The following is a 26,509-nucleotide window of genomic DNA, read 5'->3' on the forward strand; positions in this document are numbered from 1 at the left end:
TGGCGTCATGAGAGGAGATGACGTATGGATGGATTAAATATCATCGTGTTGCTCGGATTGGCGCTCACCCTCATCTCTGTCCTCAGTCTCCTGATTGAACGATTATTTTTCCCGAGTATTTTAGCGTTTATCGCAATCGGGGTCGGGGTCGGTTTTTTCTGGGATGGGAATGAAGTCTTTAAAGTCGCGGGAGAGATTGGAATCATTCTTTTGTTTTTCCTACTCGGTCTAAAGTTTCCACTACGTGAACTTTGGAAGCGCATGCGAAAAGTATGGAAGGCGGGAATACTCGATATCATTCTGTCATTCGGGGTATCGTTCGGGATTGCATTAGCATTTGGTCTCGACTTCCCTCGCGCCTTTTTAATCGGGGCCGTCTTATATGCGACGAGCTCCTCCATCTCTGCGAAGCTGCTTGAGCGGCATTCCGAAAAACATGAAGATATTAAAGAGTTTGTGCTCGCATTACTGATCTTTGAGGATATTTTTGCCCCACTCCTCTTGACGGTCGCCCCTTTCATCATCCAAGAAGAACCGGTTGCGATGTCCGATATCGGAAAAGTGTTCGCAGGATTTCTTATATTTGGCGTACTCTTGTTCATCGGTTCGAGCTTCGTATCCAAGCAACAAAAATTTTCGAAGCACTTACTGCGACAAGATGACGCGAGCATCGGTCTGATTGGACTCATTCTCTTTTTCGCAGGAATCGGCATGGTGTTTGGATTATCTGAGATTTTAGGGGCATTCATCGCCGGGATCATGCTCGCAGATTTCCACGATGTGAGACCGCTGAAGCGTTTGACCGTACCCGTCCGAGATTTATTCTTGCCGATCTTTTTCATCTCGTTCGGTATCTCGATCAACCTCGAGAAAGGCGTCATCGTAAATGCACTCTTCTTCGTCTTGATTGTGTGGGGAGTATTATCCAAATGGATTGTCGGACGCGTCGGGGGCAGAATCTATGGCTTGACGCGTGTTCAGGCGAATGAAGCCGGGTTTTCACTCGCGCCACGAGGGGAGTTCTCTATTTTATTCACCGCCCTTTCGAACGGGGCCATCAACTTGTTTGTCGGTCTCTATATTTTCGTGTCAGCCATTGTCGGAATCATTCTGTTCCGTTTCTCAGAGTACTTGGCAGAAAAAACGGAGAAAACCCTCACGAAAGTCTTACCTGACAAGAAAAAAGAAGAATGAATTGGCGGACCCATACGCTGGGTCCGCCTGTTTTGTGCGTTAGTCTTTCGCTAGTTTGTTGTGCCGTTTTTTACGCCATACAATATAGATGATGACGCCGATGAACAGTAGCCCATAGATTGCATAAGAATAGGCATCGAGGTATGAGAGGATATCTTGCCAGTTCTCTCCGACTTTCATCCCGATGAGGATGAGAATGGTATTCCATAAGGCTGTTCCAGCCGTACTGAGCAGTAGAAATTTCACGAATGGCATGTTTGACATCCCTGCAGGAATCGAGATCAGGCTTCGAACGACCGGCATCAAACGTCCAAAGAAGACCATCCAGCCCCCGTACCGGTCGAACCAGGCATCCGCTTTCTTTACGTCATTCAGGTCCAGTCGTAACCACTTCCCATATTTTTTCGTCCATTTTTCGATCTGCTCGACATCAAACAATAGTCCGAGGCCGTATAATAGCACCGCTCCTAATATAGCTCCGACTGTCGATGCCACGATGACGAGCGTGATGGACAAGTTCGTCTTTACAGCAAAAAAACCACCAAAGAGTAAGACGACTTCAGAAGGGATCGGTGGAAACACATTTTCAATAAAAATCATGAATGCAATCCCTATGTAGCCGTACTGTTCAATCACAGAAATCATCCAGTCACTCATGTCTCTTCCTCCATTCTCCCCCACTATACCCGTCCATTTCGCTATATAATCGTAAGGACATGCTACACTCAAAGAAAGGAGCTGATTGAAATGGAAGAAACAGTACGGTGTCCTTGGTGCGGGACGGATCCACTTTACGTCCGTTACCATGACGAGGAATGGGGAAAGCCCGTTCACGATGACCAGAAGCACTTTGAATGTCTGACACTCGAGAGTGCGCAAGCAGGACTCAGTTGGATCACCATCTTGAGAAAACGTGAAAATTATCGGTTGGCTTATGCCGACTTTGAGGTGCATCGAGTTGCCAGCTTTACGGATGAGGATGTGGAGAGACTCCTCGCCGATAGCGGGATCGTGCGAAATCGACGAAAAATCGAGGCGTCGATCAATAATGCGAAGCAGTTCATCAAACTACAGGATGAGTTTGGCTCATTTGATTCGTACATCTGGTCATTCGTCAACGATGCACCAATCCTGAATGCATGGAATCGTCTTGAAGATGTTCCTGCGACGACGGAACTTTCTGAACGATTGAGTAAAGATCTGAAACGACGCGGCTTTAAGTTTTTAGGACCGACAACGGTTTATGCTCATCTACAAGCGACGGGTCTTGTCAATGACCACCTCACCTCTTGCACGTTCCGATAACTTAAGACCAGCTCTCAAAAATATCTTTACATTTCCCCACTTGTTGTGACAATATTTTGACAAAGTGATACTTTATCACCGAAAGCGTTTTCATTTTTTTATTTTTCGGGGGGATGTTGATGAACGGAATTTTAGTGTCCATTGTCGTGTACATGGCACTGATGGTCTTGCTTGGGATCATCGCGTATCGGAGAACAAGCAGTATCGGAGATTATATGTTAGGTGGTCGGGCACTTGGTCCCGGGGTCGCCGCTTTATCTGCCGGTGCATCAGACATGAGTGGATGGCTCTTAATGGGATTGCCTGGTGCCATGTATGCGTCAGGGATTTCAAGCGGTTGGATTGTCATCGGGTTGACAATCGGCGCCTATTTGAACTGGTTATTGGTCGCACCGAGATTACGCATTTATTCATACATATCGGATGATGCGATCACAATTCCAGACTTCTTTGAGAAACGCTTTAAAGACACAAAAGGCGTGTTGCGTTCATTTTCAGCTGCTGTCACGTTAATCTTTTTCACACTGTATGCGACAAGTGGATTCGTTGCCGGCGGTCGCCTATTCAATGCCGTCTTCGACATTGAATTTGTAACGGGAGTGATCATTCTCGCTTCTATCATTATTCTGTACACATTCATCGGTGGATTTCTAGCAGTCAGCTGGACAGATTTTGTTCAAGGATTGATCATGCTGTTCGCCCTTATTTTTGTACCTGCCATCGCCATTATGGCAACTGATGGGGTGTCAAACGCTTTAGACACGGTACGAAATATTGATGAAGCATTACTTGACCCCTGGACAGGACAATCACTCATCGGAATCATTTCGCTATTTGCGTGGGGACTTGGCTATTTCGGTCAGCCACACATCATCGTCCGTTTTATGGCAATCGAAAAGCTCGAGGACATTAAGACGGCACGTCGAATCGGGATCTCATGGATGGTCTTCACCGTTGTCGGGGCGATGGCGACCGGGTTGTTCGGTCTCGCCTATTACACACAACAAGACCTCACAATCGATAATCCGGAGAACGTCTTTATCAACCTATCTGACTTATTATTCCCGGATTTGGTGACTGGTGTATTGTTGGCTGCTCTTCTTGCCGCCATCATGTCGACCATCTCCTCTCAATTGCTCGTCTCGTCGAGTGCCGCGACGACAGACTTTTATCAGAAGTTCTTCCGTAAGGAGGCGGGTGACCGTGAACTTGTCATGGTTGGTCGGATTACGGTCATTCTCGTATCCGTCATTTCAATCATTCTTGCACTCGATGCAGACGACACCATCTTAAACCTTGTCGGTTATGCTTGGGCAGGGTTTGGTTCATCATTTGGTCCGCTCATCTTGTTCAGTCTGTTTTGGAAACGAACGACGCGTCAAGGCGCGCTTGCTGGAATGTTGACTGGAGCCTTTGTCGTCATTCTATGGAAGAACTATGCCGCTTATCTTTTCGGAACGTTTGGGACATTGTATGAAATGATTCCAGCATTCTTCCTGTCGGCACTTGCCATCTATATCGTGAGTTTGGTGACACCGCCACCAAATGAGGTCATTCAACGTGAGTTTGACCAAATGCAAGACATGGTCAAAGAACATATCAAATAATTCTCATGACAGGTCAAAAACGACCTGTCTTTATTTATTTAGGCAGGATTTTTCTTAATTATCGACGAATTTTAGGGTTATCGTACGAATCTGTCGTGAAAAGGAGAATCGGGATGAAACCAATCAAGATCGTCTCTCGTCTTACCTTCCTGTCTAGCTTTGTTTTATTAATTGCTTGTGGTACGACTCCGGCAACGAATCAAGAAATACCAGAAGAAGTCGAAGAACCGATTGTCGAGGTACCTGAAGAAATGCCGCCTGCCGAACCGGAACCGATTGTCACGACGGCCTCCCTCTATGCAATCGGCGACATCCTTCTACATGATTCGGTATACAACGCAGCTCGTACTGATGAAGGGTATGAATTTGATACTGCATTCGAACAGATCTCTCCAATATTGAGTCGCGCCGATTTATCAATCGCCAACCAAGAGAGCATGATTGGCGGGAGTGAGATCGGGCTTTCGAGCTACCCGGCATTTAACAGTCCTTTTGAAATTGGAGATGCCTTACAACGGGCAGGAATCGATTTGGTCACGACAGCGAATAATCATACGCTCGACCGTGGCGTCCGAGCCATTGAAAGTTCGATCGACCATTGGAACGCAATCGGAATGCCTTATACAGGCTCCTTCCTATCTGCTGAGGACAAGGCGAATATTCGTACGTTGACGGCCAACGATATTTCTTTTTCCTTCCTCGCATACACGTATGGGACGAATGGAGTCGTACCGAAAGAACCCTATCATGTGAACTATATCGACCTCGCACAGATGCAACCAGAGATTGAGAAGGCGGAACAGTCGACTGACATGACGGTCGTCTCCCTCCATTTCGGTACGGAATACGAGCCGTTACCGAATGAGAGTCAAACTGAGCTCGCCCAATCGTTAGCAGACCTCGGAGTCGACATCATCATCGGTCACCACCCTCACGTGCTGCAACCCCCGACCATGCTAGAAGGAGTTCATGGCAATCAAACATTTGTCATCTACTCGCTCGGTAATTTCCTTTCCGGACAACAAGGAGATGAACGAAACACGGGCGGCATCATCGGGATTGATGTGGTCAAGACAACCGAAGATGACCAATCGACTATTGAATTGAAAAATCCGATGTTCTATCCAACCTTTACGCAAAAATCATCTGACGGACATTATGAGGTCGTCCCGTTAAAGGCTGCTCGTCCTGAACTTCTTATCCCTGTTAGCGACCATATGTCGCAATGGTTACCCCAACTCAAAATCGAACAATGACGACCACGAAATCACTCGTGGTCTTTTTATTTTCAAAAAAGTGTTGCCACACGACATCTTATCCCTTACACTGAATTGTATATTTATAAACAAATATTAATAATTATTCATAAGGGGTGTTCATATTTTGAAACAGAAACTCGTATTGGCTTACTCAGGTGGTCTTGACACATCGGTTGCGATTAAATGGTTGGACGAACAAGGTTATGATGTCATCGCCGTCTGTTTGAACGTCGGGGAAGGGAAAGACTTAGAAAAGATTCAACAAAAAGCGATGAAAGTTGGAGCGAAAAAATCAATCGTCATCGATGCGATCGACGAGTTCGTCAACGAGTTCGCTCGCTATTCGATGCAGGCCCATACATTATATGAAGGCGTATATCCACTCGTTTCGGCACTATCACGCCCCCTCATCTCGAAAAAATTGGTCGAGGTCGCACAGGCCGAAGGTGCCGTCGCTGTGGCTCATGGATGTACCGGGAAAGGAAATGACCAAGTGCGTTTTGAAGTGTCCATTCATGCACTCGATCCTTCACTCGAAATCGTCGCACCGGTTCGGGAATGGAAATGGTCACGTGAGGAAGAAATCGCGTATGCGGCAAAACATCAAATTCCGATTCCAATCGTTCAAGAAGAGCCATTCTCAATCGATCAGAACATCTGGGGACGCGCCATCGAATGCGGCATCTTAGAAGATCCTTGGGCAGCACCTCCGGCAAGCGCATATGAGTTAACAGCAGCACTTGAGGACACACCGCATGAACCGACTTATCTTGAGATTGAATTCAAGAACGGAGTGCCGGTCGCTATTGACGGGAAGAGCCAATCGTTCACCGATATCTTAAAAGAGCTCAATATCGTCGCGGGTGCCCACGGCGTCGGGAAGATTGACCACATCGAGAACCGGGTCGTCGGTATCAAATCACGTGAGGTGTATGAGGCACCTGGCGCCATGACATTAATCACTGCACATAAAGCTCTTGAAGCCTTGACACTCGTTCGTGAAGTGGCGCATTTCAAACCGATTGTCGAACAAAAATTGACGGAAACGATCTACAACGGACTTTGGTATTCACCGCTCACAAAAGCACTTCTTGCCTTTATCGATGAGACACAAGCGACCGTCACAGGAACGGTTCGCATGAAACTGTTTAAAGGACAAGCCATCGTCGACGGACGGAAGTCGCCAATCTCGCTTTATGATGAGGAACTTGCGACCTATACGTCAGCAGATACGTTCGATCAGCAAGCAGCTGTCGGATTCATCAAGTTGTGGGGTTTGCCAACAAAAGTTCAATCAGAGGTGTTGATGGAAAAGGGAGCGTTCGTCAATGAGTAAATTATGGGGAGGCCGTTTCGAGAAGACGGCGAGCGATTGGGTCGATGCATTCGGTGCATCGATTGAATTTGACGCTCAACTCGTCCTTGAGGATTTAGAGGGTAGCATGGCACACGTGACGATGTTAGGTGACCAAGGCATCCTCTTAAAAGAAGAAGTCACTCAAATCCTTGATGGATTACAACAACTTAAGCAAAAAGCACTCGCGGATGAATTAAAATTCGAGGTGTATCACGAAGATATTCATATGAACTTAGAAGCTCTGCTTCATGAAGCGATTGGACCGGTCGCAGGGAAGATGCATACGGCACGTAGTCGAAACGATCAAGTCGCGACGGACATGCATCTTTACTTGAAAGAACGTGTGAAAGAAGTGATTCAATTGATTGAATCGCTTCAACATGAATTGCATGCACATGCTTCAGAAAACGTAGAGACGATCATGCCTGGCTACACGCACCTCCAGCGTGCACAACCGATTTCACTGGCCCATCATTTGCTCGCCTATTTCTGGATGCTGGAGCGGGACAAGGAGCGGTTTACGGACAGCTTGAAACGGATTGATTGGTCCCCTCTTGGCGCAGGAGCCTTAGCAGGGACAACGTTTCCGATCGACCGTTCCCGTTCAGCTGAATTACTTGGATTCAATCGGGTTTACCCGAACAGCCTCGATGCCGTTAGCGATCGTGACTTCATACTCGAGTTTCTTTCAAATGCATCAATGCTTATGATGCACCTCTCCCGCTTCTGTGAAGAATTGATTCTTTGGGCAAGCGAAGAGTATCGCTTCATTACAGTGTCCGATACGTTCTCTACCGGTTCGAGCATGATGCCACAAAAGAAAAACCCTGACATGGCCGAACTCGTCCGTGGAAAGTCGGGTCGAGTGATTGGAAACTTGATGGGCTTGTTGACGCTCATGAAAGGACTTCCGCTCGCTTACAACAAAGATTTACAGGAAGATAAAGAAGGAATGTTTGACACGGTCAAGACCGTTCAAGGCTCACTCAGTATCATGGCGGGGATGATGAATGAATTGACGTTCCATCCTGACGTCATGAAACAAGCGACCGAGCGTGATTTTTCTAACGCTACAGAACTCGCTGATTATTTGACGGCAAAAGGAGTACCGTTCCGTGAAGCTCACGAAGTGACGGGTAAACTCGTCAAATATTGCGTGGATGAGCGATTGTATTTACGCGAGCTTCCAATCACGGTGTTCCAAACGTACTCTGAATTGATTCAAGAGGATGTGTATCATGCCTTGACCCCTGAACAGGCAGTCGCACGTCGAAACAGTTACGGTGGCACTGGATTCGATGCCGTCCGTGAACAATTGAAAGAAGCCTCAGTATGCATGAGCACGATGACCTATTCTTAATCGTCACGTACCCGTCACGTTAATCTGTGACGGGTCTTTTTACTTATCCTGTTCATTCAAACGTTCTACGAAAGAAGGAAGTCCTTTCTCAAGTAGAAGATCGAACACCTCCATCATCTCATCGATAGAATTTTCATTGACGTCTAGTAGATATTGTAAGACGACCCCGTCGACTGCCCCAATCAACCATGAACTGAACGCATTGTTTAGACGAGTGTTTTCTAATCCGTACAAATGAATCAGAATTTGTTCGATTTGGGATGGGGAATTGGGTTATTTGTCTTGTTTAGCTTGATGGCTTTCAATGAATTCAGTCGCACGACTAAATGGGGAGGAATAACGTTATTCTTGATAGTCCCGACTATACTGACCCTATATGTTTGGCCGACAACCGCAGCACCAGGAAACGAATATGGAACGGGTACTTGGTTTAATTGGGTGAAAACATATTCTGCTCTCGCCGGCTGTCTCGGTTTCATGATTATTCGATATCGGCCCTCGCTATTACGAAAGAAATGGGTCTTATTCTTTCCACCGGGGATTTTGGCACTGAACATTTTAGAAGCTTGTATTCGAGACTTTCAAGTATACTTCTTTAACGTTCCCGATGGCGCTTGTATCGATCACCTTTGGGTCATGTCCGGACCTTGGAATCTAATGAACGGTTTTGCCGGATTATTGAACACCATCGCCATCTGCGGATGGGTTGGAATCAATATTTCGAAAGATCAATCAAAAGATATGGTATGGCCCGACATAATTTGGCCATGGATCATCGCCTATGATTTATGGAATTTTGCTTACGTTTATAATTGTATCTCTGACCACTCGTTTTATGCGGGATTGATTCTGCTCCTTTCGTGTACCATTCCTTCTTTCTTTATTAAAAAAGGAGCTTGGTTGCAACATCGTGCCCACACGTTGGCTTTATGGATTATGTTTGTCATGACAGTTCCGGCGTTCGCCGACCGATTAGCTCTCGTACCGTCGACACATGACCCGAGAGCTTTCTTTATCGTCAGTCTGCTCTCCCTCTTATTCAACGTGGCACTTGTATCCTATCAATTTTATCGGATCCGTCAACGACATCTTCATCCACTCAAGGATGAACTTTATGTTGAAACGAAGGCATATCAGACAGCTTTGAGTCAAAATGGGCTGTCTTGAAATAATTCTTGCCAACCCCTTTTCAACATGTTAACTTTTATATTGTTAACGTTAACTGAAAAGGGGTTTACATATGAAGATTCAAGATATGACTCAAATCGCCTTCGGCGCGGCACTCATCGCAAGTATTGGTTTCATCGAAATACCGATTGGACCCGTTCCAATTACCCTTCAAACACTCGCCATCATGACCATCGCCGGTGTATTCGGTGCAAGGAAAGGATTTTTGGCAGTTATCGTGTATCTCTTGCTCGGCTTGATTGGACTTCCAGTACTGAGTGGTCAAGGAGGTCTCGCACCGTTTGTAGGACCAACTGTCGGATATTTAATCGCCTTTCCGATTGCAGCACTCTTCATAGGCTGGTTCAGTGAACGCTATCGCTCCATCCCTGCATTGATTGGCTATAACTTTTTATTCGGTCTAGGGCTCGTCTACTTACTCGGAAGTATGGGACTCGAGATCGTTCTCGGTATGTCGTTCATTGATGCGCTCAAAGTAAATATTCCATTCTTCTTTGGTGACGCTTTGAAAGCAGTACTTGCTGCCATATTAGCCGTGAAAATTTCTCAGAACGTTCAAGTCCGTCGTTCCCTCGCTTCGTAAAGGTTCGAACGTTTCACCCGTTTCCATCTGTGGAATAACTGTAGTATGAAAGGGGGTGTCCCGATGAGCGACTCGACGTTTAAAAAACGCTTACAGAAAGCGACCCACTTTTACCAACGCTCTGACAAAGGGCAGCGTCAAGGAATCGATAAGTCGTCTCATGAGAAACGTGACACAGATGCGTTTGAGCGAAGACTCCGTGAGGCTAAAGCGAAAGTTGGCGAGATTCAAGAAAACATTGACCATATTGCTAGACGTTAAAACCCCGTCCGAAGACGGGGTTTATTTTTTGCGTGGTCGAATGAGAAGGGTGACGATGAACAGAAGCGCTAATGTGACGAGAAGTGCAAGTGATGCCGTATTCCACCCGATCAAATTCAACCCTACACTGATGGCGACCGTGATATAAAATCCACCTAGCGCTTTTTTGACGTGCTGCGAGCTGAAACGTTGTAGCTGTTTCGCCCCAAAGGGCGATCCGATCATGGCACCCGCAATCAGAGCAAGACCGTGCAGATAATTCGTTTCAGCACCCGCCACCGCGTAACTGATGACACCCGATAAGACGATGAGAAGTGCTGCCGTAATACTCGTTCCGACCGCTCGCTTCATCTCTGTGTTCAACAACTTGACTTGAAGAGGAGTCAAGACGAATCCACCGCTTACTCCCATCAACGAGGAGATGAACCCCGCGAACACACCGATGAACCCAAGGCGTGGTACAGAGTCCGTTCCGACGCTTCCTTCTACATGCTGTTTCGAACGAAAGAAAGAAACCGCAAAATATGTGAGTAATGCGATATAGACGAGTGAGATGATGAGTGTCGCCCCATCGACTCCTTCTAAATAAAAGACAAGCGGTGTGGCAATCCAGGTCCCGACAATCCCGAACAAACCGATCCATAAGGCGTGTGACACGTTCACGTTACGCAAACGGATATGCGAGATCGTTCCTGCCGTCGTTGATCCGAGCGTCAACATCAGGCTAAGGGCAATCGCCGCACTCGCTTCATACCCGAAGACAAGGAGAAGTGGTGTCAGTAAGATTCCACCACCAATTCCAAAGAATCCACTCAAGATTCCGATTAACGTTCCTAAAAGGAGAAACTGTAATACTTGTAAAACGTCCATGTTGTACCCTTCTTTCATTGGTCTCGTCTGCAATCATATCAAAAAGGGGCGTCGAATGCGCCCCTTTGCTTACAATGACCGTTCTAGAAACTCGAATATTTGTTGACGATATTCATTCTGGAATGACTGGTACGATCCGACATGACCTTCGTTATCAGTCACCCAAAGTTCGACGCGTTCTTGTGCTTCAGCCAATTTTTTACTTTCAGAAACAGGAATCGCATCATCGTCTTTACTGTGGATCAATAAGATAGGAGCCTCAATCGACTTGATATCCTGAATAGGAGATACCACATCGGCATCGAGACCGGTGAACCAAGGGGTCACAGTCATGATGACGGGCGTGAACGGAACGTTCGGCAAGTCACTCCATACCGGAAGATTTGTCTCGAGATAATTTCGTAAATCACTAAACGGACTGTCGGCGATGACTGCAGCAACTTCGACATCATCAGCTGTAGAGAGTGCTGTCGCCGCTCCCATTGAAATTCCGTACAAGACAACTGGTCCTTCTGAACGACCTTTCGCATATTGGATGGCCGCTTTTAAATCGGATTGTTCTTTAGCGCCGACCGTGACTCGGTCACCCTCTGATATCCCTGAACCGCGAAAATCGAACGTTAAAAATTGGTATCCTTGTTCATGAAATTCTGGAATCAACTCTTTCAACGGTAAATCTTCCTGTTCACGGTTCTTCCCATATCCGTGGGCAAAGACGATGGTCGCACGCGGCGTAGGATGAGGAATCCACCATCCGTATAAGTCATATCCTTCCTCCGATTCGATTGTCACATTCTCGTACTTCAAACCAAGTGATTTCGGGGTGTATGTCAATGTTTCCCGCTCCGGTGACGTCAACTGGTCCCCAATATGAGCCGAGATTCCTCCGATAGCCAAACCGGCAACGAGTAAAATGATGAGTATCGCAATACTCAATAGTTTCATCCAACGATTCATCCGTAACTTCCCCTCGATTCTATTTACTCTATCTCAACCAGCTACGAAGCGCGATGAGCGCATGTTGGACTGGTTCCCATGTGCTAGACGGAATGAGATAACATGTCGCTTCATGGATAGAAAATGTTCGCACATCCTTTTGTTTGACGATGTTCTCGCCGATTGCGCCAAACGGATCGCTGTTCACATCGACATGTTCAAATGTACGCCACTTTCGCTCCCCTCGTTCTATAACGGCACAACCGAATGATTTGGTCGGGCCATCAATTCCGTACTCGGCATAATGCCAGAGTGTCGTCGCATCGAGCGGAGACCCAAGGTGAAGGATTCGTGCGTTTCGCTCAATCATTCGCTCGATAGGTGAACCTGGACCGAACCCGACATCGATGGTATGACCGGACACGATGGCTTCAGCCCCATCGCCCCAGGCGGCAACAGACCACATCGGATGGGAACTACGATATACGTGCGGATAGCTTCGGAACAGTTCCGGCACACGTCCCATGCCACGTGTCGCTGTTTTATCAGCTTCGTACGGAGGCATCTCCGCGCGAATCGTCTGCCACCATTCCACGGGGACAGGTGGCGCTTCCCATTCAGCTGGGTCTGAATTGTCTCCGGTCTGGGTCGCCATCATGATCAACCCAGATGGACCGACCACTTCCTGAATCGCTTCAATGACGGTCTGCGCCCCTCCACATACCCAACCGAGTTTTGAGAGCGACGAATGGACAAACAACGCCTCTCCCGAGCGAACGCCGGCTTCTTTTAACTTTTCGATGAGACTCGACTTCGTCACCATCTTTTTCACAACCATCACTCCACAATCAGCTGGATCGACGACCCGCTTCTAGATTTTTTCACTTCAATCCGTGCATCGACACGGTCTTTCAATTCTTGGACATGACTGATGACGCCGACGAGCCGACCGGTCGCCTGTAAAGACATCAATAATTCAATCGCCTGGTCTAGAGATTCGGCATCGAGCGTACCGAATCCTTCATCGATGAGCATCGTTTCAAGACTGATGCCCCCACTCAGCTGTTGGACCACCTCCGCAAGTCCAAGAGCGAGTGACAACGACGCCTTAAACCCTTCACCGCCAGATAAATTTTGTACACGACGCGATTGTCCGGTATAGGCATCAAAGACGAGAAGCTCAAGACCAGATTTGGCATTCCCTTTCGCCGTCTCGACTTTCCGCTCAAGCCGGAACTGACCGCTCGTCATCTGATCCAAATGAATGTTGGCCGCATGAAGGATCTGATCAAAAAAGGCGGTTTGAACATATGTCTCAAACGTCATTTTCTGTGGGTTGATTCCCTTCCCCGTATCCGCAATCAATTTGATTGTCTCTAATTTCTGCTCTTCTTGCGCCGTCTGTTCGCGAAGGGTATTCCATTCCGAGATGACGTGTCTATGTCGAGACAAGGCATCTTGGGCTGTGATCAGCTGTTTCGACGCCTGCTCACTGCATTCAGCCACTTCCTTCACTTTCATCTCCATCTCATGCAGGTCTGGTCGCTCCTGATTCTTCAGTTTTTCTTCAATCATCTGTTTATGGTGTCGGAGTCGAACACCTTCTTCCTCCTCACGTTGCAACTGTTCACGAATCATTGTCCGTTTGTCGATTTGATTGGCGTATGATTCATAGCGTTCACGCGTCAGATGTGATGCTTCTAGCTGATTGACCCAAATGGTCTGCTGGGCATCATACTGCTTCGATGCTTCAGTCAACTGTTCACGGATCAATGACAGTCGTTCTTCCTCTTTCCAAAGTGCTTTTTTCACCGTCTCAAACTCAAGGTCGTACGCTTCGACTTGTTTCATCAACATCGAGATGCGGTGCTCAAGGTCGGCTCGCTCGCGCTGCAACGCATCGAATGTCGTTTCTTCACTTTGACCGAGTGCGTACAGACTTTGTTGCGTCATTTCAAGTTCGGATACGACACGCTCCCGCTCTTCGAACTGTTGACGTTGCTCTTGCTCTAACTGTCGGATTTCTGCTGACAGTTGGCGAAGTGTCCGTTCGTTCTCTTGATGCATTCGTTCTTCCCGCTGCAATAGCTCTGCACGTGTTCGCCACTTATTGAGTTCTTCTGTGACATCGCCATTGAATTGAATGTCTTTGGAAGCTTGATCTAGTTCTTGTCGGACTGCTTCAAGTTGTTGATGAAGCGAACGATAATCCGCCCGCGCTTCGATTAAGCGTGTGGACAAATCATCAAGACGTGCCACGGCCGCATCCCGCTCCGCGATGTTCGTAACGGTTTCTTCGTGTTGTGGGATATCATGATGACGAGAACCGCATACCGGGCATGGCTCACCGTCTACAAGCGTCTCGCTCAGTTGTTTCGCTAGTATTAATTGTTCTTGCTGTGTAAACGTGGTGACCACTTCTTGTTGGGTCACGTACTGTCGTTGAACGTCTTTGCCCGTTCGTTCACATTCGTCGAGTTGTTTCGATAACTCACGTGCCTTTGTTTCAAGAGAGGCCAGATGCACCAATCGGTCGACGTGACGCTCGGCGTCGACTGCTCGTTCGCTAGGTTCAGACTTTATGCTGTCGACCAATCGCCGTTCTCTTTCTTGAAGTTCTTGTAACCGAGATTCTTTTGAAAACATGGCCAATTCTTTTGCACGATTCATCAATCGGTCACGAAGGGTCACGAGTGTGGCGCGCTCCTTGATTCTTGGCATCATCTCATCGACAATCCTTAGTCGCTCTTTACGAGAGATCACTTCTTCTTTGTCCGTTTCAATCGTTGGTTGTCGCTCCACTAACTTCGATTGGGTGGATTGCAAGTGCTCTAATTTTGTCGAGGAGGTCTGTTGTTCAATCGACAACCGACGCACGAGTTGCTCTAGTTCCTGTAACCGTTCAAAGACTGGACGAATGTTGGCTGCGACCTCTAAATTTGTTAGCAGTTCACGTGTCTCGTTTCGAATCGATTCCCCGTTTAAAAAGATTGCAAGTGCTCGATCGGTCTCTTCTCGTTCCTTGAATAGGGTGATGAGCGCTTTTGCTTTCTCAAGTGCATCTCTTGCCTCTTCAAGTGCTGTCGCATACGTTTGTTTCTGGGCTAAGGCCGTTTCACACGTTGCAATCAGATGTTCTTCACGCTCATCGAGCCAACGTTGAATCTCCTCGATGGACTGGGTCGACACCTCTTCGATTGCTTCATCTTCGAGCTCTAATAACTTGAGTCGTGTCCGCTCGACCGCCCATTCCACTTGTTTTCGATACGCGCTATAGCGTTCACCCCACTTTTCCTGGAACGTACGATATGCCTCAGTTTTGAAAATGGATTGGAGGATTTGTTGTTTTTCATTCGAGTTCGAGTCGAGTAATTGTCTAAATTGGTTTTGAGGGAGCAACAAGATTTGACTGAACTGTTCATACGATAATTGTAAAATCGATTCGATTCGTTCTTGTATCTCGTTCACCTTCGTCGCCAGCGGCTTCCAACCGTCCTCCCATTCATAGAGGATGGCCTCGTGCGGAATTGGCGTCTTATTTTTCGGATGAGGTTGTTGCGGCTGTCTTACGATCCGATAGCGGTCACCTCGAATCGTGAACGAAAAATCTACTTCCGTCTTCAACTCAGGTTGTGCATACTGGCTTCTGAAGTCACTAGCATTTCGAAGCGACCCACTCGCCCGACCATAAAGGGCGAACGTCATCGCATCAAAAATGGTCGTCTTCCCGGCGCCCGTCCGACCGCTTACGACAAACATCGAGCGACCAACCAACTGGGTGAAGTCAATCGTTTCACGTTCTGCATACGGTCCAAAAGCTTGAATCATCAATTCAACCGGTCTCATTAGACATCACCTTCTTCTATCATTTGCTTCACGGCATCTGAGGCAGTGCGATCATGTACGGCCTCAAAAAATTGGAGATATACCTCTTCTACTGACTGTCTTTCGAGCGTCTCGCGTTCAAACGTGGATGTCTGCTCCTGGCGACGTAACAGTTCCAATTCAAGATGAAGAATATTCGGATAGACAGTCCGAAGTTTCGCCATCGGATCATGAAGCGCCGTATCATCGGTCAATACAATTTTAAGGTAGTCATCTGTCTTTTGTTGCTGATAATAAGTTGGGGCAAGGAGTTCGTTCAATGTTCCGGTGAGTTGTCGCATATCCCGCTCTGGTGTCAAGGCACGGCGACGACGTGTCCATTGACCGTTCCATTCCAGAACATCGACGGATTTTTCATGATTGACCTCGGAAAACGAATATTTCATGAGCGACCCACTATATGCAATTCTTTCTGATTGAATCGCATCACGATTATGTAGATGACCTAATGCCGTATACGAAAAAGGCTCATATAACCCTTTTGCGACCTGTCCTGCAGTGCCAACAGATAGTTGACGTTCTGAATCCGTCTCCAGTCCTCCCGCGACAAAACTGTGACCGATTGTAACCGCATCTTTTTCGATTGTACCGTATGCTTCAATGACTGCCTCCAGTGCATCGTGATGCGTTCGAATCGAGTCGATACCGAGAATATGCCGTACGCGAGCCGGCTCAAGGAATGGAATCGGATAAAATGGGATCCCTGCGACATCGAGGGGACCAGATGTCGGGTCGAGTTTCCCAACGATGTGAAGACCCACTTGTCTCAATAACTTCGAACTATATTCGAGACGTTCTGCCGAATCATGGTTTCCGGCGATGGCAACGACCGGGATTCCACGGTTCAAGACGAGCTCTCGCCACATCTCATCGAGTAAATCGACCGCATCGACGGGAGGGACGGCACGGTCATATAAATCCCCTGCGATGATGACCGCATCGGGTCGCTCTTCATCTACGATTTGTAAAAATGAATGGAACAAAATATTCCGTTGATCTTCTGTCATATGTCGACCGTGGACAATCTTTCCTAGATGCCAATCGGCCGTGTGAATCCATTTCATCACGTATCACCTCTCTTTCCTATTCTAGCATGAGTCCTTCGAATGATTCGACGTCTTGACACCCGTTTTTGAAACAGCGAAAGTAAGAGGAGAGGAGGACTTCCAACATGAAACCATCAACATGGCAAACTTTTTTTCAATTATTCAAAATCGCGAATCCTCCGAAAAGGCTATTTGTCGGAGCCATTCTCATCTCTCTCCTTCAAGCCGTCGCCTCACTGGCCATTCCGCTCATCTTGCAACGTGTGGTCGACCGGTGGAGCAGCGACTTATTGACACCAGAATGGATCATCTATTTCGTCATCGCATTTTTGATTCAAGTCATCACGAGTGCCGTTTCGATTTATTGGTTACATATCGTCGGGCAACGGGTCGTTGCCAATTTACGCACGACCTTGTGGGACCATCTCGTCAAACTGCCGATTCCATTCTATGACGGCATCAAGTCGGGGGAACTGGTGTCTCGGTTGAACAATGATACGACGACGCTTCAACAGTTGTTATCCGAACAAAGTGTCAGGTTGTTGACCTCCCTCGTCTCGGTCATCGGCGCCGTCGCCATCTTGTTCACACTCGATTGGCAAATGACACTCGTCATCTTGTTCTCTGTTCCGACCACACTCATCATTGTCATACCGCTCGGACGGAAGCTTCGGATTATCGCAAAAGAGACACAACAAGAACTCGGAAATCTTTCCGGCTTCTTCGCAGAACTGCTCGGTGAAATCCGCCTCGTCAAATCACAAGCGACGGAACAGATGGAAGTGAAAACCGGCAAAGCAAAAATCGAGACACTGTTCGATTACGGGGTGAAGGAAGGACGAATTCAAGCAATCCTTATTCCCCTTCTCAATGTGACCTTGACCGGGATGTTGATTGCCATCCTCGGGTTCGGCGCATATCGCGTCTCGACCGGAGCTTTATCAACGGGCGAACTACTCGCCTTCATGCTCTATCTCTTCCAAATCATCACGCCCCTCATCACGATGAGTGAATTCTTGACGAGACTTCAAAAGGCGCGTGGAGCTACGGAACGGATTGCTGAATTGCTCGAAGTCAGTCCCGAACCATACAGCACACATGAAGAAACGATTCATCAGACAGCACTCTCATTCGAAGACGTTGCTTTCCATTATGGCACTGAACCCGTCATCCAAGGATTGACACTTCAAGTGTCACCGGGGGCGACAACCGCCATCGTCGGACGGAGTGGTGCCGGGAAAACGACACTTTTCTCACTTGTCGAACAGTTCTATTTACCGACGGCAGGAACGATTCGATATGGAAATCGAGAGATTCAAACATACGGGCGTGACACTTGGCGTCAAGTCATCGGATATGTCGCTCAAGATTCCCCCGTCCTCTCAGGATCTGTACGGACAAACATTGTGTACGGACTTCGACATGAAGCGAGCGATGATGAAATCAAAGAGGCCTGTGAAATGGCCAACGCATGGTCGTTCATTGAAACGATGCCAGAACAGCTCGATACGGAGATTGGTGAGCGAGGCATCCGTTTGTCTGGCGGGCAGCGGCAACGACTTGCTATCGCGCGTGCGTTGTTACGAAATCCACAGATTCTATTGCTCGACGAGGCAACATCAAGTCTAGATTCCGAATCAGAACGTGTGGTCCAAGAAGCGTTAGACCGCCTGATGGTCGGACGAACGACGCTTGTGATTGCCCACCGGCTCTCGACTGTCAGACATGCCGACCAGATTGTCGTCTTAGAAGACGGACAAATCAGCGGAATCGGGAAACACGAGCAACTTTTAACAGAGAACGCACTATATCAGCGACTCGTTTCACAACAATTATTAGGGGGACAAGCGACATGAAAACAATCGGATTTATCGGGCTCGGGGTCATGGGCCAATCGATGGTACGTAATTTGATGAAACACGGATTTGAAGTGCAAGCATACACACGGACGAAAGAGAAGGCAGCTGCATTGTTAGAGGAAGGTGTGACATGGTGTGATTCGGTACAGGACGTTTGCCGAGATGCCGATGCCGTCATCACCATCGTCGGCTATCCGTCCGATGTCGAATCCATCTATTTTGGCGAAGGGAACATTCTTGATTCGGCAGAACCAGGTACATTATTGATTGACATGACGACGTCCTCACCGAAACTGGCTGAACGAATTGCCGAGACTGCCATTGAGCGGAGTCTCCTCCCACTTGACGCACCAGTAACAGGTGGCGATGTCGGAGCCAAAAATGGAACGCTGTCGATTTTAGTCGGTGGGGGTGAATTCGCATTCAATAAAGCGAAGCCTTTATTTGAAGCGATGGGACAATCGATTGAACGAATGGGGTACGCAGGGAGCGGTCAATATGCGAAACTTGCCAATCAAATCGCCATTGCCGGCATCATGATGGGGAATGCCGAAATGCTAGCGTTCAGTAAACGAGCTGGAATTGACCCAGAGGCGCTCGTTCGTACGATTCGTGGCGGGGCAGCCGGTAGCTGGACACTTGAAAACTTGGTTCCACGCATGATTGTGGAAGATTATGCCCCTGGCTTCTTCATCAAACACTTTATCAAAGACATGACCCTTGCCATCGAGAGTGCACACGAGCTACAAGTGACATTACCAGGTCTTGAGCTCGCACATCGCCTGTATTCGATTCTGGAAGAGAACGGGTACGGAGAAAATGGCACACAAGCACTGATCGAGTATTATCTCCATCAAGACGTTTGAAACCGGACGTTTGTGGAATTAGTAGGAATGAAGGAGGCGATTTTCGTGCCATGGAATATGAAAGACTATCCAGAATCACTGAAAAACTTCGATCCACTTGTAAAAAAGAAAGCCATTGATATCGCGAACGCATTACTCGCGCAAGGCTACTCTGAGACGAAAGCGATTCCCATTGCCACCGAGCAAGCGAAAAAATGGCATGCGGATGCGTCGGAAGAGGAAAAACAAGATTTTGAAGACGCCCCAAACCCTAAAAAGTCAGATCAGCATGGAACATAAAACAACCGGTCGGATTATCCGACCGGTTGTTTTGCTTGATAGGAGGCATTTAGCTCCAAATAGAGTCCAGAAATCGCCGTTTGAAGATACGGTGTGACAAAGATATAAGCCAGCCCTCCAGTAAGAAGGACGAGCGCATACCATCCGATAAAACTCGCAAAGAGCTTCAACATCGTCCGTTTGTGACCCTTCATCATCTGTCGGCTCTTTCTCATTGCCTGGAACGCTGATAGGTCAGGATTATCTCGCATAATGAACGGTACAATCCGATACGTCAAATAGAACCAGACACCAGGTACGATCAAGAAGAGCATCAACACGTTTAGACCTAAATAGAATACCGCATAATAGACCACGGCACGTGAATAGTCTTTAAGTGACCCGAACGATTCAATCAACAATCCGAACGTTGGCTTTTCATCTTTCGCCACCTGGAGAAACACCCAATTTTTCCCGAGCTCGATAGGTGCGAGAAGAACCGTCGCCCCGTAAAGAAGCGCCACCGATGTCAAAAGGACTTCGGGGTCGTTCGCCGAGAGATCAAGTCGGGTCGTGATCATCGCTTGAATGACCATGACAGTTAAGACAACGAGTAATGATATGCCCCACTTTCCTGATAGCATTCGTAGCGCATATTGTTTGTAAACGGAAGATTGCATGAATTCACCTACATTTATTGTTTTCTCTCATTATAGCAAAAAAACAGTCTTCCGACTGTTTTCCGCCTTGGCTCATCCAAGAAGTTGTTTGAACTTTCCTTCATCGAGCTGTCCATTCGTTCGTACGCCATTTCCTATGTGTACCATCGCTACGTCAAGACGTTCTCGAAGAATCGGTAACGTTTCCACCGTGATCCCTGCACCAGGCAAAATTGTGATCTCGGCCTGTTCCTTCAAGGCTATCAAGGTTTCGATTCCTTCTAGTGCAGTTTTGGCACCGCCTGAAGTAAGGAGAATATCTACTTCCGGATATTCATTCAACACGTCCATCGCTTCAAAGACATCACGTGATGCATCGAAGGCACGGTGGAACGTGAGCGTCATTTCCCCTTTGTGCTTGATGACTTCCCCTAAGATCCGCTCGTCAATCGCTCCATCCTGTGTCAAGGCACCGAATACGATTCCATCGACACCGAGCTCACGGCATAGACCGATATCCGCAAGCATAGTGTCGACATCATCCTCATTGAAATGGAACGAATGTGTATGGGGCCTTATCATCACATGCACCGGAATCGACACATGTTCGACCACATTTCGAATCGTTCCAAAACTTGGTGTGATGCCCCCGTTTTCCATATCCGCAATCAGTTCGAGTCGTTTTGCACCGAGTTGCTCAGCCTGAATAGCTTCCGTTAGTGTAGTGACAATCACTTCTACATTCATTCAATCGCTCCCTTTACGGTGCGAACTTCCAGTCCACACCATGTTCGGCTAAGACGCCTTTGAAATCTTGAGGCTCCGGAAAATCAGAGATAATCGCCGTCACCTTCGAAAAATCACAGACGCGATACCGTTTTTGTTGATTTAGTTGGGTATGGTCCGTTAGTAAGAACGTCTCGCGACTTTGTGACATCACCGACTGGGTAATACTGGCGAGGCCGAAAGCGTCACATGTTAAACCTAGTGATGCGTCGACCCCTTCGACGGACAAAATGGCAAGGTCGAACATGTATGTCTGTAGTTGCGTCAGGACCTGCTCACCTGTCGTCACGAGATGTTTCGGGTCGATTGTACCACCTAATAGCTGAATTTCGCCACCAAGCACACCTTTCGCCCGCTGTTCAAACAACGCCTTCGCCACCGTCAACGATGGCGTCACGACCGTCACATTGCGACCACGCAACCGGGATGCCACTTGCTCTGCCGCAACCCCGTGTCCTATATATAATAATGTATCATCTGGAATCAACTGAAATGCGGTATAGGCGATCCGACGAATTCCATCCATGTTCGCAATCACGATGGGCTGAAAGGACATGCTCTGATGAAGGACCGCTCCCCCGTATACACGTTTGATTCGATGCTCTTTTTCTAGCTCTTCTAAATAACGGCGAATCGACTCCCCAGATACGTTCAAGCGCTCGATCAACTCACTCGTCTTTACTTTGCCTTCTCGTTCGATCCATTCTACAATTTTCTGTTTACGCTCTTCACCGATTAAAGACACGTCCCTGCCTCCTCCACAATAATCTTTCCTTTTCTAGTGTAACGAACGCATGTAAATTTAACGTAAATTGAAAGTAAAGAACGAGCAAATCCAACATGTTTTTGTTTCTTTTTTGTGTAAATCAACGACAATACACAAAAAAGGCACGCCCTAAACGGACGTACCTGCATGCGTCATGATTTCGGCTTGTGTTGAAACAGTGGAACTTTTGGTTCTTTTCCAGCACGAATACGTTGCCAGTTGGTACGATGCTTAATAATAATGAACAATGCGAGTGGCACGATGACGATCAGCGGTAACCAATCTTTCGTCACGATGCTATAAGTCGTTGCTGTCACCAGTCCCACCACGGCGGCAGCCATCGAGGAGAGGGATACCATGCGCGAGGTGAGGAGCGTCACGATAAATGTACCGACGACGACAAAGAAGAACCAAGGGAAGGCTGCCAACAAAACTCCACCGCTCGTCGCAACCGATTTTCCACCTTTGAATTTCGCAAAGACTGGATAAGAGTGTCCAATCACTGCCGGGATTCCGGCAAGAAGCAGGCTCATCTCGCTTCCGAATAGTAGAGGCAGCAATGCAGCGACAAGACCTTTCCCCATGTCACCGAGCAAAACGAGGATTCCTGCCTTCTTACCTAATACGCGAAACGTGTTCGTCGTTCCTAGATTGCCGCTCCCATGTTCTCGAACGTCTACGCGATAGCCGAGCTTGCCGATGATGAGGGCAAACGGAATGGCACCAAGTAGATAACTAAAAATAATAATCATGATTTCTGTCACATATGGCATCGCAATTCCCCTTATTTCATAAATTCCGCAATATAGCGATCATATGGCTGATTCAATGCATGTACCTGTTTCGCATGCTCCATACCGATATAACGTAAATGCCATGGTTCGTACATATACCCGGTCTCATCCTCAAACTCTTTTTGGTAACGGATGATAAAACCATACTCGTGAGCATGATCGGCTAGCCATTTTCCTTCAACCGTTTCACCGAGACTTTGAGTCAGTTGATAGTTGACTGAGGCGCTCGATACGTCAATCGCAAGTCCTGTTTGATGTTCAGAATGACCTGGTGGTGCGGAATATTTCATGGCTTGCTCTTTGCCATCTCGTTCGACATAAGCATTGAAGAGATTGACTTGATAGGCGTATGAACGAAACGCACTCGTCCCTTTCAAATCAATTCCTGCTGCTTTTGCACCTTTCATTAGACCTTCAATCGCCTGAGCAGCTTCTTTACGTAACATTCGACGTTCACCGACTGTCGAGTCGACAAAATCAATGTTCGCCTCTACCAAATCACTCGGCTGATAGTCGGCAGGCAATGCAATTTGCTTGTTTACAAGAATCAATTCATCTAATTCCAAATTGGCCACACCATCCGTTTCAATCGGTTGACTAGGTGCCACAGGTTCTTCCTCTACTGGTTCGGTCGGCTGTTCAGACTCGTCCGACGTCTCCTCCTCAGAAGGTGACTCGGTGACTGTCTCATCTTCACGATCCGAAGTCGGTTCATTTGGTTCTGTCTCTTGTTCATCTACTGTTGATGACTGTGTTGTTGGTTCTTTCGGTTCAACTTGCTCGTTTGTCGTACAACCGGCTAACATGAACGTCAAGGCGCCGCAAACCATCAAAATCGATGGATAACGCATGCGATCTTCCCCTTTCTAGATAACAAAAAGTACCGTCAAGATATGATACCACACTGACGGTACGAAGACAGAAGATTCTTAAACAGGGTTCATGACGTTCAAATACATTTCATGCCATTTCGGGAACTCTCGATCAAGTCGAATCGGTTTGAAGTCGCCTCGTTTGACGACGACATGCGTTGTAGTCGCTGTACCAACAAGTTCTCCATGTTGATTCGTCAACTCATAGCCATAAATCGTTCTGATTTTTGAATATTGATCGACCCATACACGAACATGAACCGTATCACCATACGTCACGCTACGCTTATAGTCCATGGATACATTTGTCACAGGAGAGACAAATCCCGCTTCTTCCATATCTTTATACTCGACACCTAGTTGTCGTAACAATTCCGTGCGCGCAATCTCTAAATAAACTAAATAGTTGGCATGATAGACGATGCCCATCATGTCCGTCTCTTGATACCTTACTGGGATTTGAACCGTGTGCATTGAATCATCCTTCTTTCCTAAGAAAAGTATATTATAACTTACTCTTAATATCTACTACTAATAATTGTTGGAGTGACACATTCTCATCCTCCGTCGACACTAAACGATAGGACTGACGAGCAATCGATTCATCGATAACAGATAGAGCGGTGCGCGCGTTCGCATGTTTGATGTCACCTAAACGAGTAGCCAATGCCTCAAGCGCATCCTCTTCCATCACATATCCGAACTGACTTGCGTAGTTTTTCGCGATGTCTACTAACTGTTCTTGCGTATAGTCAGCAAAATGAATCGTCCGTTTCATTCGGCTACTAAGACCAGGGTTGGATTCAATTAATCGGCGCATCGGACCTTCGTAACCGGCAAGGACGACGACAAGATTCTCGCCATGTTTCGGCATTTCATCAACGAGTGTATCGATTGCCTCCCGGCCATAGTCGTTCGCCCCGCCGTTCAAACTATAGGCCTCGTCAATTAGCAAGACGCCGCCAAGGGCGTCACGGATCGCCGCTTTCGTTTTTTGAGCTGTCTGTCCCACATAGCCACTAACTAAATCTGCACGACTGACGACATTGACATGGCCTCGCTTCAAATAACCTGTCCGTTTCAACATCTGTGCATATAAATAGGCAAATGTCGTTTTTCCGGTACCGCTGTTTCCGGTTAGTGTCACATGGAGCTGGACCGGCGCCGTCTTCAAACCGAGCGCCTTCCGCTTCTTTTGAATCTGGACGAGTGCTTCGATTTCAGCCAGTTGTGCTTTCGCTTCTTCCATGCCGACCAGGTCATCTAACGATGTCGGACTCGAGTCATCTTCTGGCTGATCAAAGTCTTCTTCAGTCAAGAGCGCCATCTCGTCTAACGGAGCGTCTGCACCGAAGCGGGAACCCTTCTTAAACATCGCATCAAGTAAAATGTTATGGACAGTCCGAGCATTTCCGAACGTCGAATCGACTCGTTCTCTGTCGATTCGAGCAAGAAGTGATCGCTTTGCCTCTTCCGTCAGCACGTAATTATTCTCTTGTGCCACTTTCTCACCGATGGCGACCAATTCTTCGTCACGGTAGTTCGGTAACTCATAGTGATTCGACTCAGGGAATCGTGATCGTAAACCAGGGTTAGCTAAGAGGAAATGGCGCATTTCTTCTGGATAACCAGCTAGAATGACGACGAACTTGCCTGCATATTCGCCACTCGTCATTGCGGCGACAAGCGTATCGATGGCCGCTTGTCCGTAATCACTACCACTCGCATCTTGACGCTTCAATGCATATGCCTCATCGATGAATAAGACACCACCTTCCGCCTCTTTCACCTTATTCATTACCTGTTCTTCCGTTTGTCCAACATAGGCACCGACAAGACTCGAACGATCTGCCTCGACAAGGTCTGGGCGTCCTAATAAGCCGAGTTCAAAGTAAATCTCAGCCATGAGTCTCGCTAATGTCGTCTTGCCGGTTCCTGGATTCCCTGTGAAGACGAGATGAAGGGATGGTTGATGTTTTGAAGAAAAGCCGGCTTTCTCTCGTTCTTTTTGGAAAAGGAGAAAGCGATACCACGCTTTTACACGTGCTTTGATGTCATCGAGCCCAATCATGTCTTCAAGTGACTCAATCGCGCTCGAGCGTGTCTCGCTCGGACGGTCTGGTAGTAGCTCACAAATCGTGTGTAGTCGTTCTTTCACAAGGGAAACGCGCTCCCCGAAACGATGAAACGCTTCACGACTGAAATAGTTCCCCTGCATGGATGCGAGCAAGGAGGCAGTATCATCTTCAAGAGATGCGACTTCTTGCATCGCTTCGATGATCGCTTCAAACAGGTTCTCCAGCTGTCCGCGCCATTCAGAATCACGCAAATCAGACTTCGCAGCCTCCACCTCATCATGGAGTTGGTCAAGTTGATCGAGTAACGCTGACGTTTTTGACTCGTACTCTGTTAAGATTTGAACCTTCATTGAGGCGTAATCGGCCTCTCGTAAGGTGGGCCAGTCAATTTGAAGCGCCTGTTTCGAACGACGCAACTGCTCATTCAGTTGAAACAGACGAAGCTCTGGAGGAAGTGCGTTCATCGCCTCCAACTCTTTTACCCAGCGGTTGAGTAACGGGTCCATCGTTTCCTTTTGTTTGAGCCGATGTGTTGCGAGCAGCCGCAAGGAACGAATTAATTCTTCTTGGTGCTGAGTCGCACGAGACCAATGTGCGTAAGATAACAATGCCGCCTCGTTTACTTTTTCTCCAGCTTCCCAGTTCGTCAAGTCCGTTTGAACTTGTTCCACTTGAATTTGTTTCATCTTGTTCTCCCTTTCAGACGACAAGGGAGCCGAC

At 47.5% G+C, this 26,509-nt stretch carries 26 protein-coding genes; 12 read left to right on the top strand and 14 right to left on the bottom strand.

Annotated elements, in window-relative coordinates; translation table 11 throughout:
• Positions 1-24: 24 nt before the first annotated feature.
• Complete coding sequence (locus tag KNO72_RS04190) at positions 25-1,194, top strand: cation:proton antiporter (protein ID WP_214684133.1); 1,170 nt, start codon at positions 25-27, stop codon at positions 1,192-1,194.
• Between the two features lie 39 nt (positions 1,195-1,233).
• On the opposite strand, the gene KNO72_RS04195 is transcribed toward KNO72_RS04190, so the two are convergent.
• Entirely contained in the window at positions 1,234-1,851 is a 618-nt protein-coding gene (locus KNO72_RS04195) for a DedA family protein (protein ID WP_031423550.1), read from the bottom strand.
• 90 nt (positions 1,852-1,941) lie between these two features.
• Between KNO72_RS04195 and KNO72_RS04200 the strand changes: the two genes are divergently transcribed.
• The 5 genes from KNO72_RS04200 (at position 1,942) to argH (ending at position 8,082) form a co-directional block, all read left to right on the top strand.
• On the top strand, positions 1,942-2,499 hold the full coding sequence (locus KNO72_RS04200; RefSeq protein WP_214684131.1) for a DNA-3-methyladenine glycosylase I: 558 nt from the start codon (positions 1,942-1,944) through the stop codon (positions 2,497-2,499).
• Positions 2,500-2,618: 119 nt separating this feature from the next.
• Entirely contained in the window at positions 2,619-4,106 is a 1,488-nt protein-coding gene (gene putP, locus KNO72_RS04205) for a sodium/proline symporter PutP (RefSeq protein WP_214686873.1), read from the top strand.
• A 113-nt stretch (positions 4,107-4,219) separates the two neighbouring features.
• Positions 4,220-5,362, top strand: a complete 1,143-nt coding sequence (locus KNO72_RS04210; protein ID WP_214684129.1) for a CapA family protein — start codon at positions 4,220-4,222, stop codon at positions 5,360-5,362.
• Between the two features lie 124 nt (positions 5,363-5,486).
• Positions 5,487-6,701, top strand: coding sequence for an argininosuccinate synthase (locus KNO72_RS04215; protein ID WP_214684873.1), 1,215 nt, complete (start codon positions 5,487-5,489; stop codon positions 6,699-6,701).
• Entirely contained in the window at positions 6,694-8,082 is a 1,389-nt protein-coding gene (gene argH / locus KNO72_RS04220) for an argininosuccinate lyase (protein WP_214757334.1), read from the top strand. The genes KNO72_RS04215 and argH overlap by 8 nt, the downstream gene beginning before the upstream one ends.
• Before the next feature lie 39 nt (positions 8,083-8,121).
• On the opposite strand, the gene KNO72_RS04225 is transcribed toward argH, so the two are convergent.
• A complete protein-coding gene (locus KNO72_RS04225; RefSeq protein WP_251028272.1) occupies positions 8,122-8,316 on the bottom strand; it encodes a hypothetical protein in 195 nt (64 codons plus the stop codon).
• Between KNO72_RS04225 and KNO72_RS04230 the strand changes: the two genes are divergently transcribed.
• The 3 genes from KNO72_RS04230 to KNO72_RS04240 all read left to right on the top strand — a co-directional run bounded on the left by KNO72_RS04230 (position 8,317) and on the right by KNO72_RS04240 (position 10,114).
• Entirely contained in the window at positions 8,317-9,249 is a 933-nt protein-coding gene (locus KNO72_RS04230) for a DUF5692 family protein (RefSeq protein WP_214757336.1), read from the top strand.
• Positions 9,250-9,322: 73 nt separating this feature from the next.
• Positions 9,323-9,853 (top strand): biotin transporter BioY, encoded by a 531-nt coding sequence (locus KNO72_RS04235; RefSeq protein ID WP_159562384.1) that lies wholly within the window; start codon positions 9,323-9,325, stop codon positions 9,851-9,853.
• Positions 9,854-9,916: 63 nt separating this feature from the next.
• Positions 9,917-10,114, top strand: coding sequence for a hypothetical protein (locus KNO72_RS04240; protein WP_012726425.1), 198 nt, complete (start codon positions 9,917-9,919; stop codon positions 10,112-10,114).
• Between the two features lie 21 nt (positions 10,115-10,135).
• Here the strand turns inward: KNO72_RS04240 and KNO72_RS04245 are convergent, their stop codons facing one another.
• The 5 genes from KNO72_RS04245 to KNO72_RS04265 all read right to left on the bottom strand — a co-directional run bounded on the left by KNO72_RS04245 (position 10,136) and on the right by KNO72_RS04265 (position 16,869).
• The gene (locus tag KNO72_RS04245) at positions 10,136-10,984 is read right to left on the bottom strand and encodes a sulfite exporter TauE/SafE family protein (RefSeq protein ID WP_214757338.1); all 849 of its coding nucleotides are present in this window, start codon (positions 10,982-10,984) and stop codon (positions 10,136-10,138) included.
• Positions 10,985-11,053: 69 nt separating this feature from the next.
• Entirely contained in the window at positions 11,054-11,941 is an 888-nt protein-coding gene (locus KNO72_RS04250) for an alpha/beta hydrolase (RefSeq protein WP_214757340.1), read from the bottom strand.
• Positions 11,942-11,969: 28 nt separating this feature from the next.
• Positions 11,970-12,758, bottom strand: coding sequence for an AAC(3) family N-acetyltransferase (locus tag KNO72_RS04255; protein WP_047795253.1), 789 nt, complete (start codon positions 12,756-12,758; stop codon positions 11,970-11,972).
• On the bottom strand, positions 12,758-15,766 hold the full coding sequence (locus KNO72_RS04260; RefSeq protein ID WP_078147008.1) for an AAA family ATPase: 3,009 nt from the start codon (positions 15,764-15,766) through the stop codon (positions 12,758-12,760). The genes KNO72_RS04255 and KNO72_RS04260 overlap by 1 nt, the downstream gene beginning before the upstream one ends.
• Positions 15,766-16,869: an exonuclease SbcCD subunit D gene (locus KNO72_RS04265; protein ID WP_078147009.1), complete on the bottom strand. Its 1,104-nt coding sequence runs from the start codon at positions 16,867-16,869 to the stop codon at positions 15,766-15,768. Before KNO72_RS04265 ends, KNO72_RS04260 begins: the two co-directional genes overlap by 1 nt.
• Positions 16,870-16,976: 107 nt before the next feature.
• Here KNO72_RS04265 and KNO72_RS04270 point away from each other — a divergent pair, with 107 nt between their 5' ends.
• Genes KNO72_RS04270 through KNO72_RS04280 form a run of 3 tightly spaced genes read left to right on the top strand, consistent with a single transcriptional unit; the run spans position 16,977 to position 19,855 of the window.
• Positions 16,977-18,707, top strand: coding sequence for an ABC transporter ATP-binding protein (locus KNO72_RS04270; RefSeq protein WP_078147010.1), 1,731 nt, complete (start codon positions 16,977-16,979; stop codon positions 18,705-18,707).
• Positions 18,704-19,576 carry an NAD(P)-dependent oxidoreductase gene (locus tag KNO72_RS04275; RefSeq protein ID WP_047795249.1) on the top strand — a complete coding sequence of 291 codons (873 nt, stop codon included), beginning with the start codon at positions 18,704-18,706 and terminating at the stop codon, positions 19,574-19,576. The genes KNO72_RS04270 and KNO72_RS04275 overlap by 4 nt, the downstream gene beginning before the upstream one ends.
• A gap of 45 nt (positions 19,577-19,621) precedes the next feature.
• Entirely contained in the window at positions 19,622-19,855 is a 234-nt protein-coding gene (locus tag KNO72_RS04280) for a DUF2188 domain-containing protein (RefSeq protein WP_012726433.1), read from the top strand.
• 14 nt (positions 19,856-19,869) lie between these two features.
• On the opposite strand, the gene KNO72_RS04285 is transcribed toward KNO72_RS04280, so the two are convergent.
• The 7 genes from KNO72_RS04285 to KNO72_RS04315 all read right to left on the bottom strand — a co-directional run bounded on the left by KNO72_RS04285 (position 19,870) and on the right by KNO72_RS04315 (position 26,475).
• Entirely contained in the window at positions 19,870-20,514 is a 645-nt protein-coding gene (locus KNO72_RS04285) for a DUF975 family protein (protein WP_078147013.1), read from the bottom strand.
• A gap of 72 nt (positions 20,515-20,586) precedes the next feature.
• The gene (locus KNO72_RS04290; protein ID WP_214757342.1) at positions 20,587-21,240 is read right to left on the bottom strand and encodes a copper homeostasis protein CutC; all 654 of its coding nucleotides are present in this window, start codon (positions 21,238-21,240) and stop codon (positions 20,587-20,589) included.
• Between the two features lie 13 nt (positions 21,241-21,253).
• A complete protein-coding gene (locus KNO72_RS04295) occupies positions 21,254-22,024 on the bottom strand; it encodes a DeoR/GlpR family DNA-binding transcription regulator (protein ID WP_078147015.1) in 771 nt (256 codons plus the stop codon).
• A 173-nt stretch (positions 22,025-22,197) separates the two neighbouring features.
• A complete protein-coding gene (plsY, locus tag KNO72_RS04300; RefSeq protein ID WP_078147016.1) occupies positions 22,198-22,818 on the bottom strand; it encodes a glycerol-3-phosphate 1-O-acyltransferase PlsY in 621 nt (206 codons plus the stop codon).
• An 11-nt stretch (positions 22,819-22,829) separates the two neighbouring features.
• On the bottom strand, positions 22,830-23,690 hold the full coding sequence (locus KNO72_RS04305) for a M15 family metallopeptidase (RefSeq protein WP_078147017.1): 861 nt from the start codon (positions 23,688-23,690) through the stop codon (positions 22,830-22,832).
• A gap of 78 nt (positions 23,691-23,768) precedes the next feature.
• Positions 23,769-24,185, bottom strand: coding sequence for an acyl-CoA thioesterase (locus KNO72_RS04310; protein WP_012726439.1), 417 nt, complete (start codon positions 24,183-24,185; stop codon positions 23,769-23,771).
• Between the two features lie 31 nt (positions 24,186-24,216).
• On the bottom strand, positions 24,217-26,475 hold the full coding sequence (locus KNO72_RS04315; protein ID WP_214684118.1) for an AAA family ATPase: 2,259 nt from the start codon (positions 26,473-26,475) through the stop codon (positions 24,217-24,219).
• Between the last annotated feature and the right edge of the window lie 34 nt (positions 26,476-26,509).

This window comes from Exiguobacterium sp. s123 (assembly GCF_018617075.1).
Taxonomy (GTDB): Bacteria; Bacillota; Bacilli; order Exiguobacteriales; family Exiguobacteriaceae; genus Exiguobacterium; species Exiguobacterium profundum.

Bases quoted from the DNA above. Each gene is read 5' to 3' on its own strand.
- argH (WP_214757334.1), top strand. From the start codon at position 6,694: ATGAGTAAATTATGGGGAGGCCGTTTCGAGAAGACGGCGAGCGATTGG.
- KNO72_RS04255 (WP_047795253.1), bottom strand. From the start codon at position 12,758: ATGGTTGTGAAAAAGATGGTGACGAAGTCGAGTCTCATCGAAAAGTTA.
- KNO72_RS04195 (WP_031423550.1), bottom strand. From the start codon at position 1,851: ATGAGTGACTGGATGATTTCTGTGATTGAACAGTACGGCTACATAGGG.
- KNO72_RS04240 (WP_012726425.1), top strand. From the start codon at position 9,917: ATGAGCGACTCGACGTTTAAAAAACGCTTACAGAAAGCGACCCACTTT.
- KNO72_RS04275 (WP_047795249.1), top strand. From the start codon at position 18,704: ATGAAAACAATCGGATTTATCGGGCTCGGGGTCATGGGCCAATCGATG.
- KNO72_RS04210 (WP_214684129.1), top strand. From the start codon at position 4,220: ATGAAACCAATCAAGATCGTCTCTCGTCTTACCTTCCTGTCTAGCTTT.
- KNO72_RS04260 (WP_078147008.1), bottom strand. From the start codon at position 15,766: ATGAGACCGGTTGAATTGATGATTCAAGCTTTTGGACCGTATGCAGAA.
- KNO72_RS04290 (WP_214757342.1), bottom strand. From the start codon at position 21,240: ATGAATGTAGAAGTGATTGTCACTACACTAACGGAAGCTATTCAGGCT.
- KNO72_RS04315 (WP_214684118.1), bottom strand. From the start codon at position 26,475: ATGAAACAAATTCAAGTGGAACAAGTTCAAACGGACTTGACGAACTGG.
- KNO72_RS04250 (WP_214757340.1), bottom strand. From the start codon at position 11,941: ATGAATCGTTGGATGAAACTATTGAGTATTGCGATACTCATCATTTTA.
- KNO72_RS04235 (WP_159562384.1), top strand. From the start codon at position 9,323: ATGAAGATTCAAGATATGACTCAAATCGCCTTCGGCGCGGCACTCATC.
- KNO72_RS04270 (WP_078147010.1), top strand. From the start codon at position 16,977: ATGAAACCATCAACATGGCAAACTTTTTTTCAATTATTCAAAATCGCG.
- KNO72_RS04310 (WP_012726439.1), bottom strand. From the start codon at position 24,185: ATGCACACGGTTCAAATCCCAGTAAGGTATCAAGAGACGGACATGATG.
- KNO72_RS04190 (WP_214684133.1), top strand. From the start codon at position 25: ATGGATGGATTAAATATCATCGTGTTGCTCGGATTGGCGCTCACCCTC.
- plsY (WP_078147016.1), bottom strand. From the start codon at position 22,818: ATGCCATATGTGACAGAAATCATGATTATTATTTTTAGTTATCTACTT.
- KNO72_RS04265 (WP_078147009.1), bottom strand. From the start codon at position 16,869: ATGAAATGGATTCACACGGCCGATTGGCATCTAGGAAAGATTGTCCAC.
- KNO72_RS04230 (WP_214757336.1), top strand. From the start codon at position 8,317: ATGAATCAGAATTTGTTCGATTTGGGATGGGGAATTGGGTTATTTGTC.
- KNO72_RS04245 (WP_214757338.1), bottom strand. From the start codon at position 10,984: ATGGACGTTTTACAAGTATTACAGTTTCTCCTTTTAGGAACGTTAATC.
- putP (WP_214686873.1), top strand. From the start codon at position 2,619: ATGAACGGAATTTTAGTGTCCATTGTCGTGTACATGGCACTGATGGTC.
- KNO72_RS04305 (WP_078147017.1), bottom strand. From the start codon at position 23,690: ATGCGTTATCCATCGATTTTGATGGTTTGCGGCGCCTTGACGTTCATG.
- KNO72_RS04200 (WP_214684131.1), top strand. From the start codon at position 1,942: ATGGAAGAAACAGTACGGTGTCCTTGGTGCGGGACGGATCCACTTTAC.
- KNO72_RS04285 (WP_078147013.1), bottom strand. From the start codon at position 20,514: ATGCAATCTTCCGTTTACAAACAATATGCGCTACGAATGCTATCAGGA.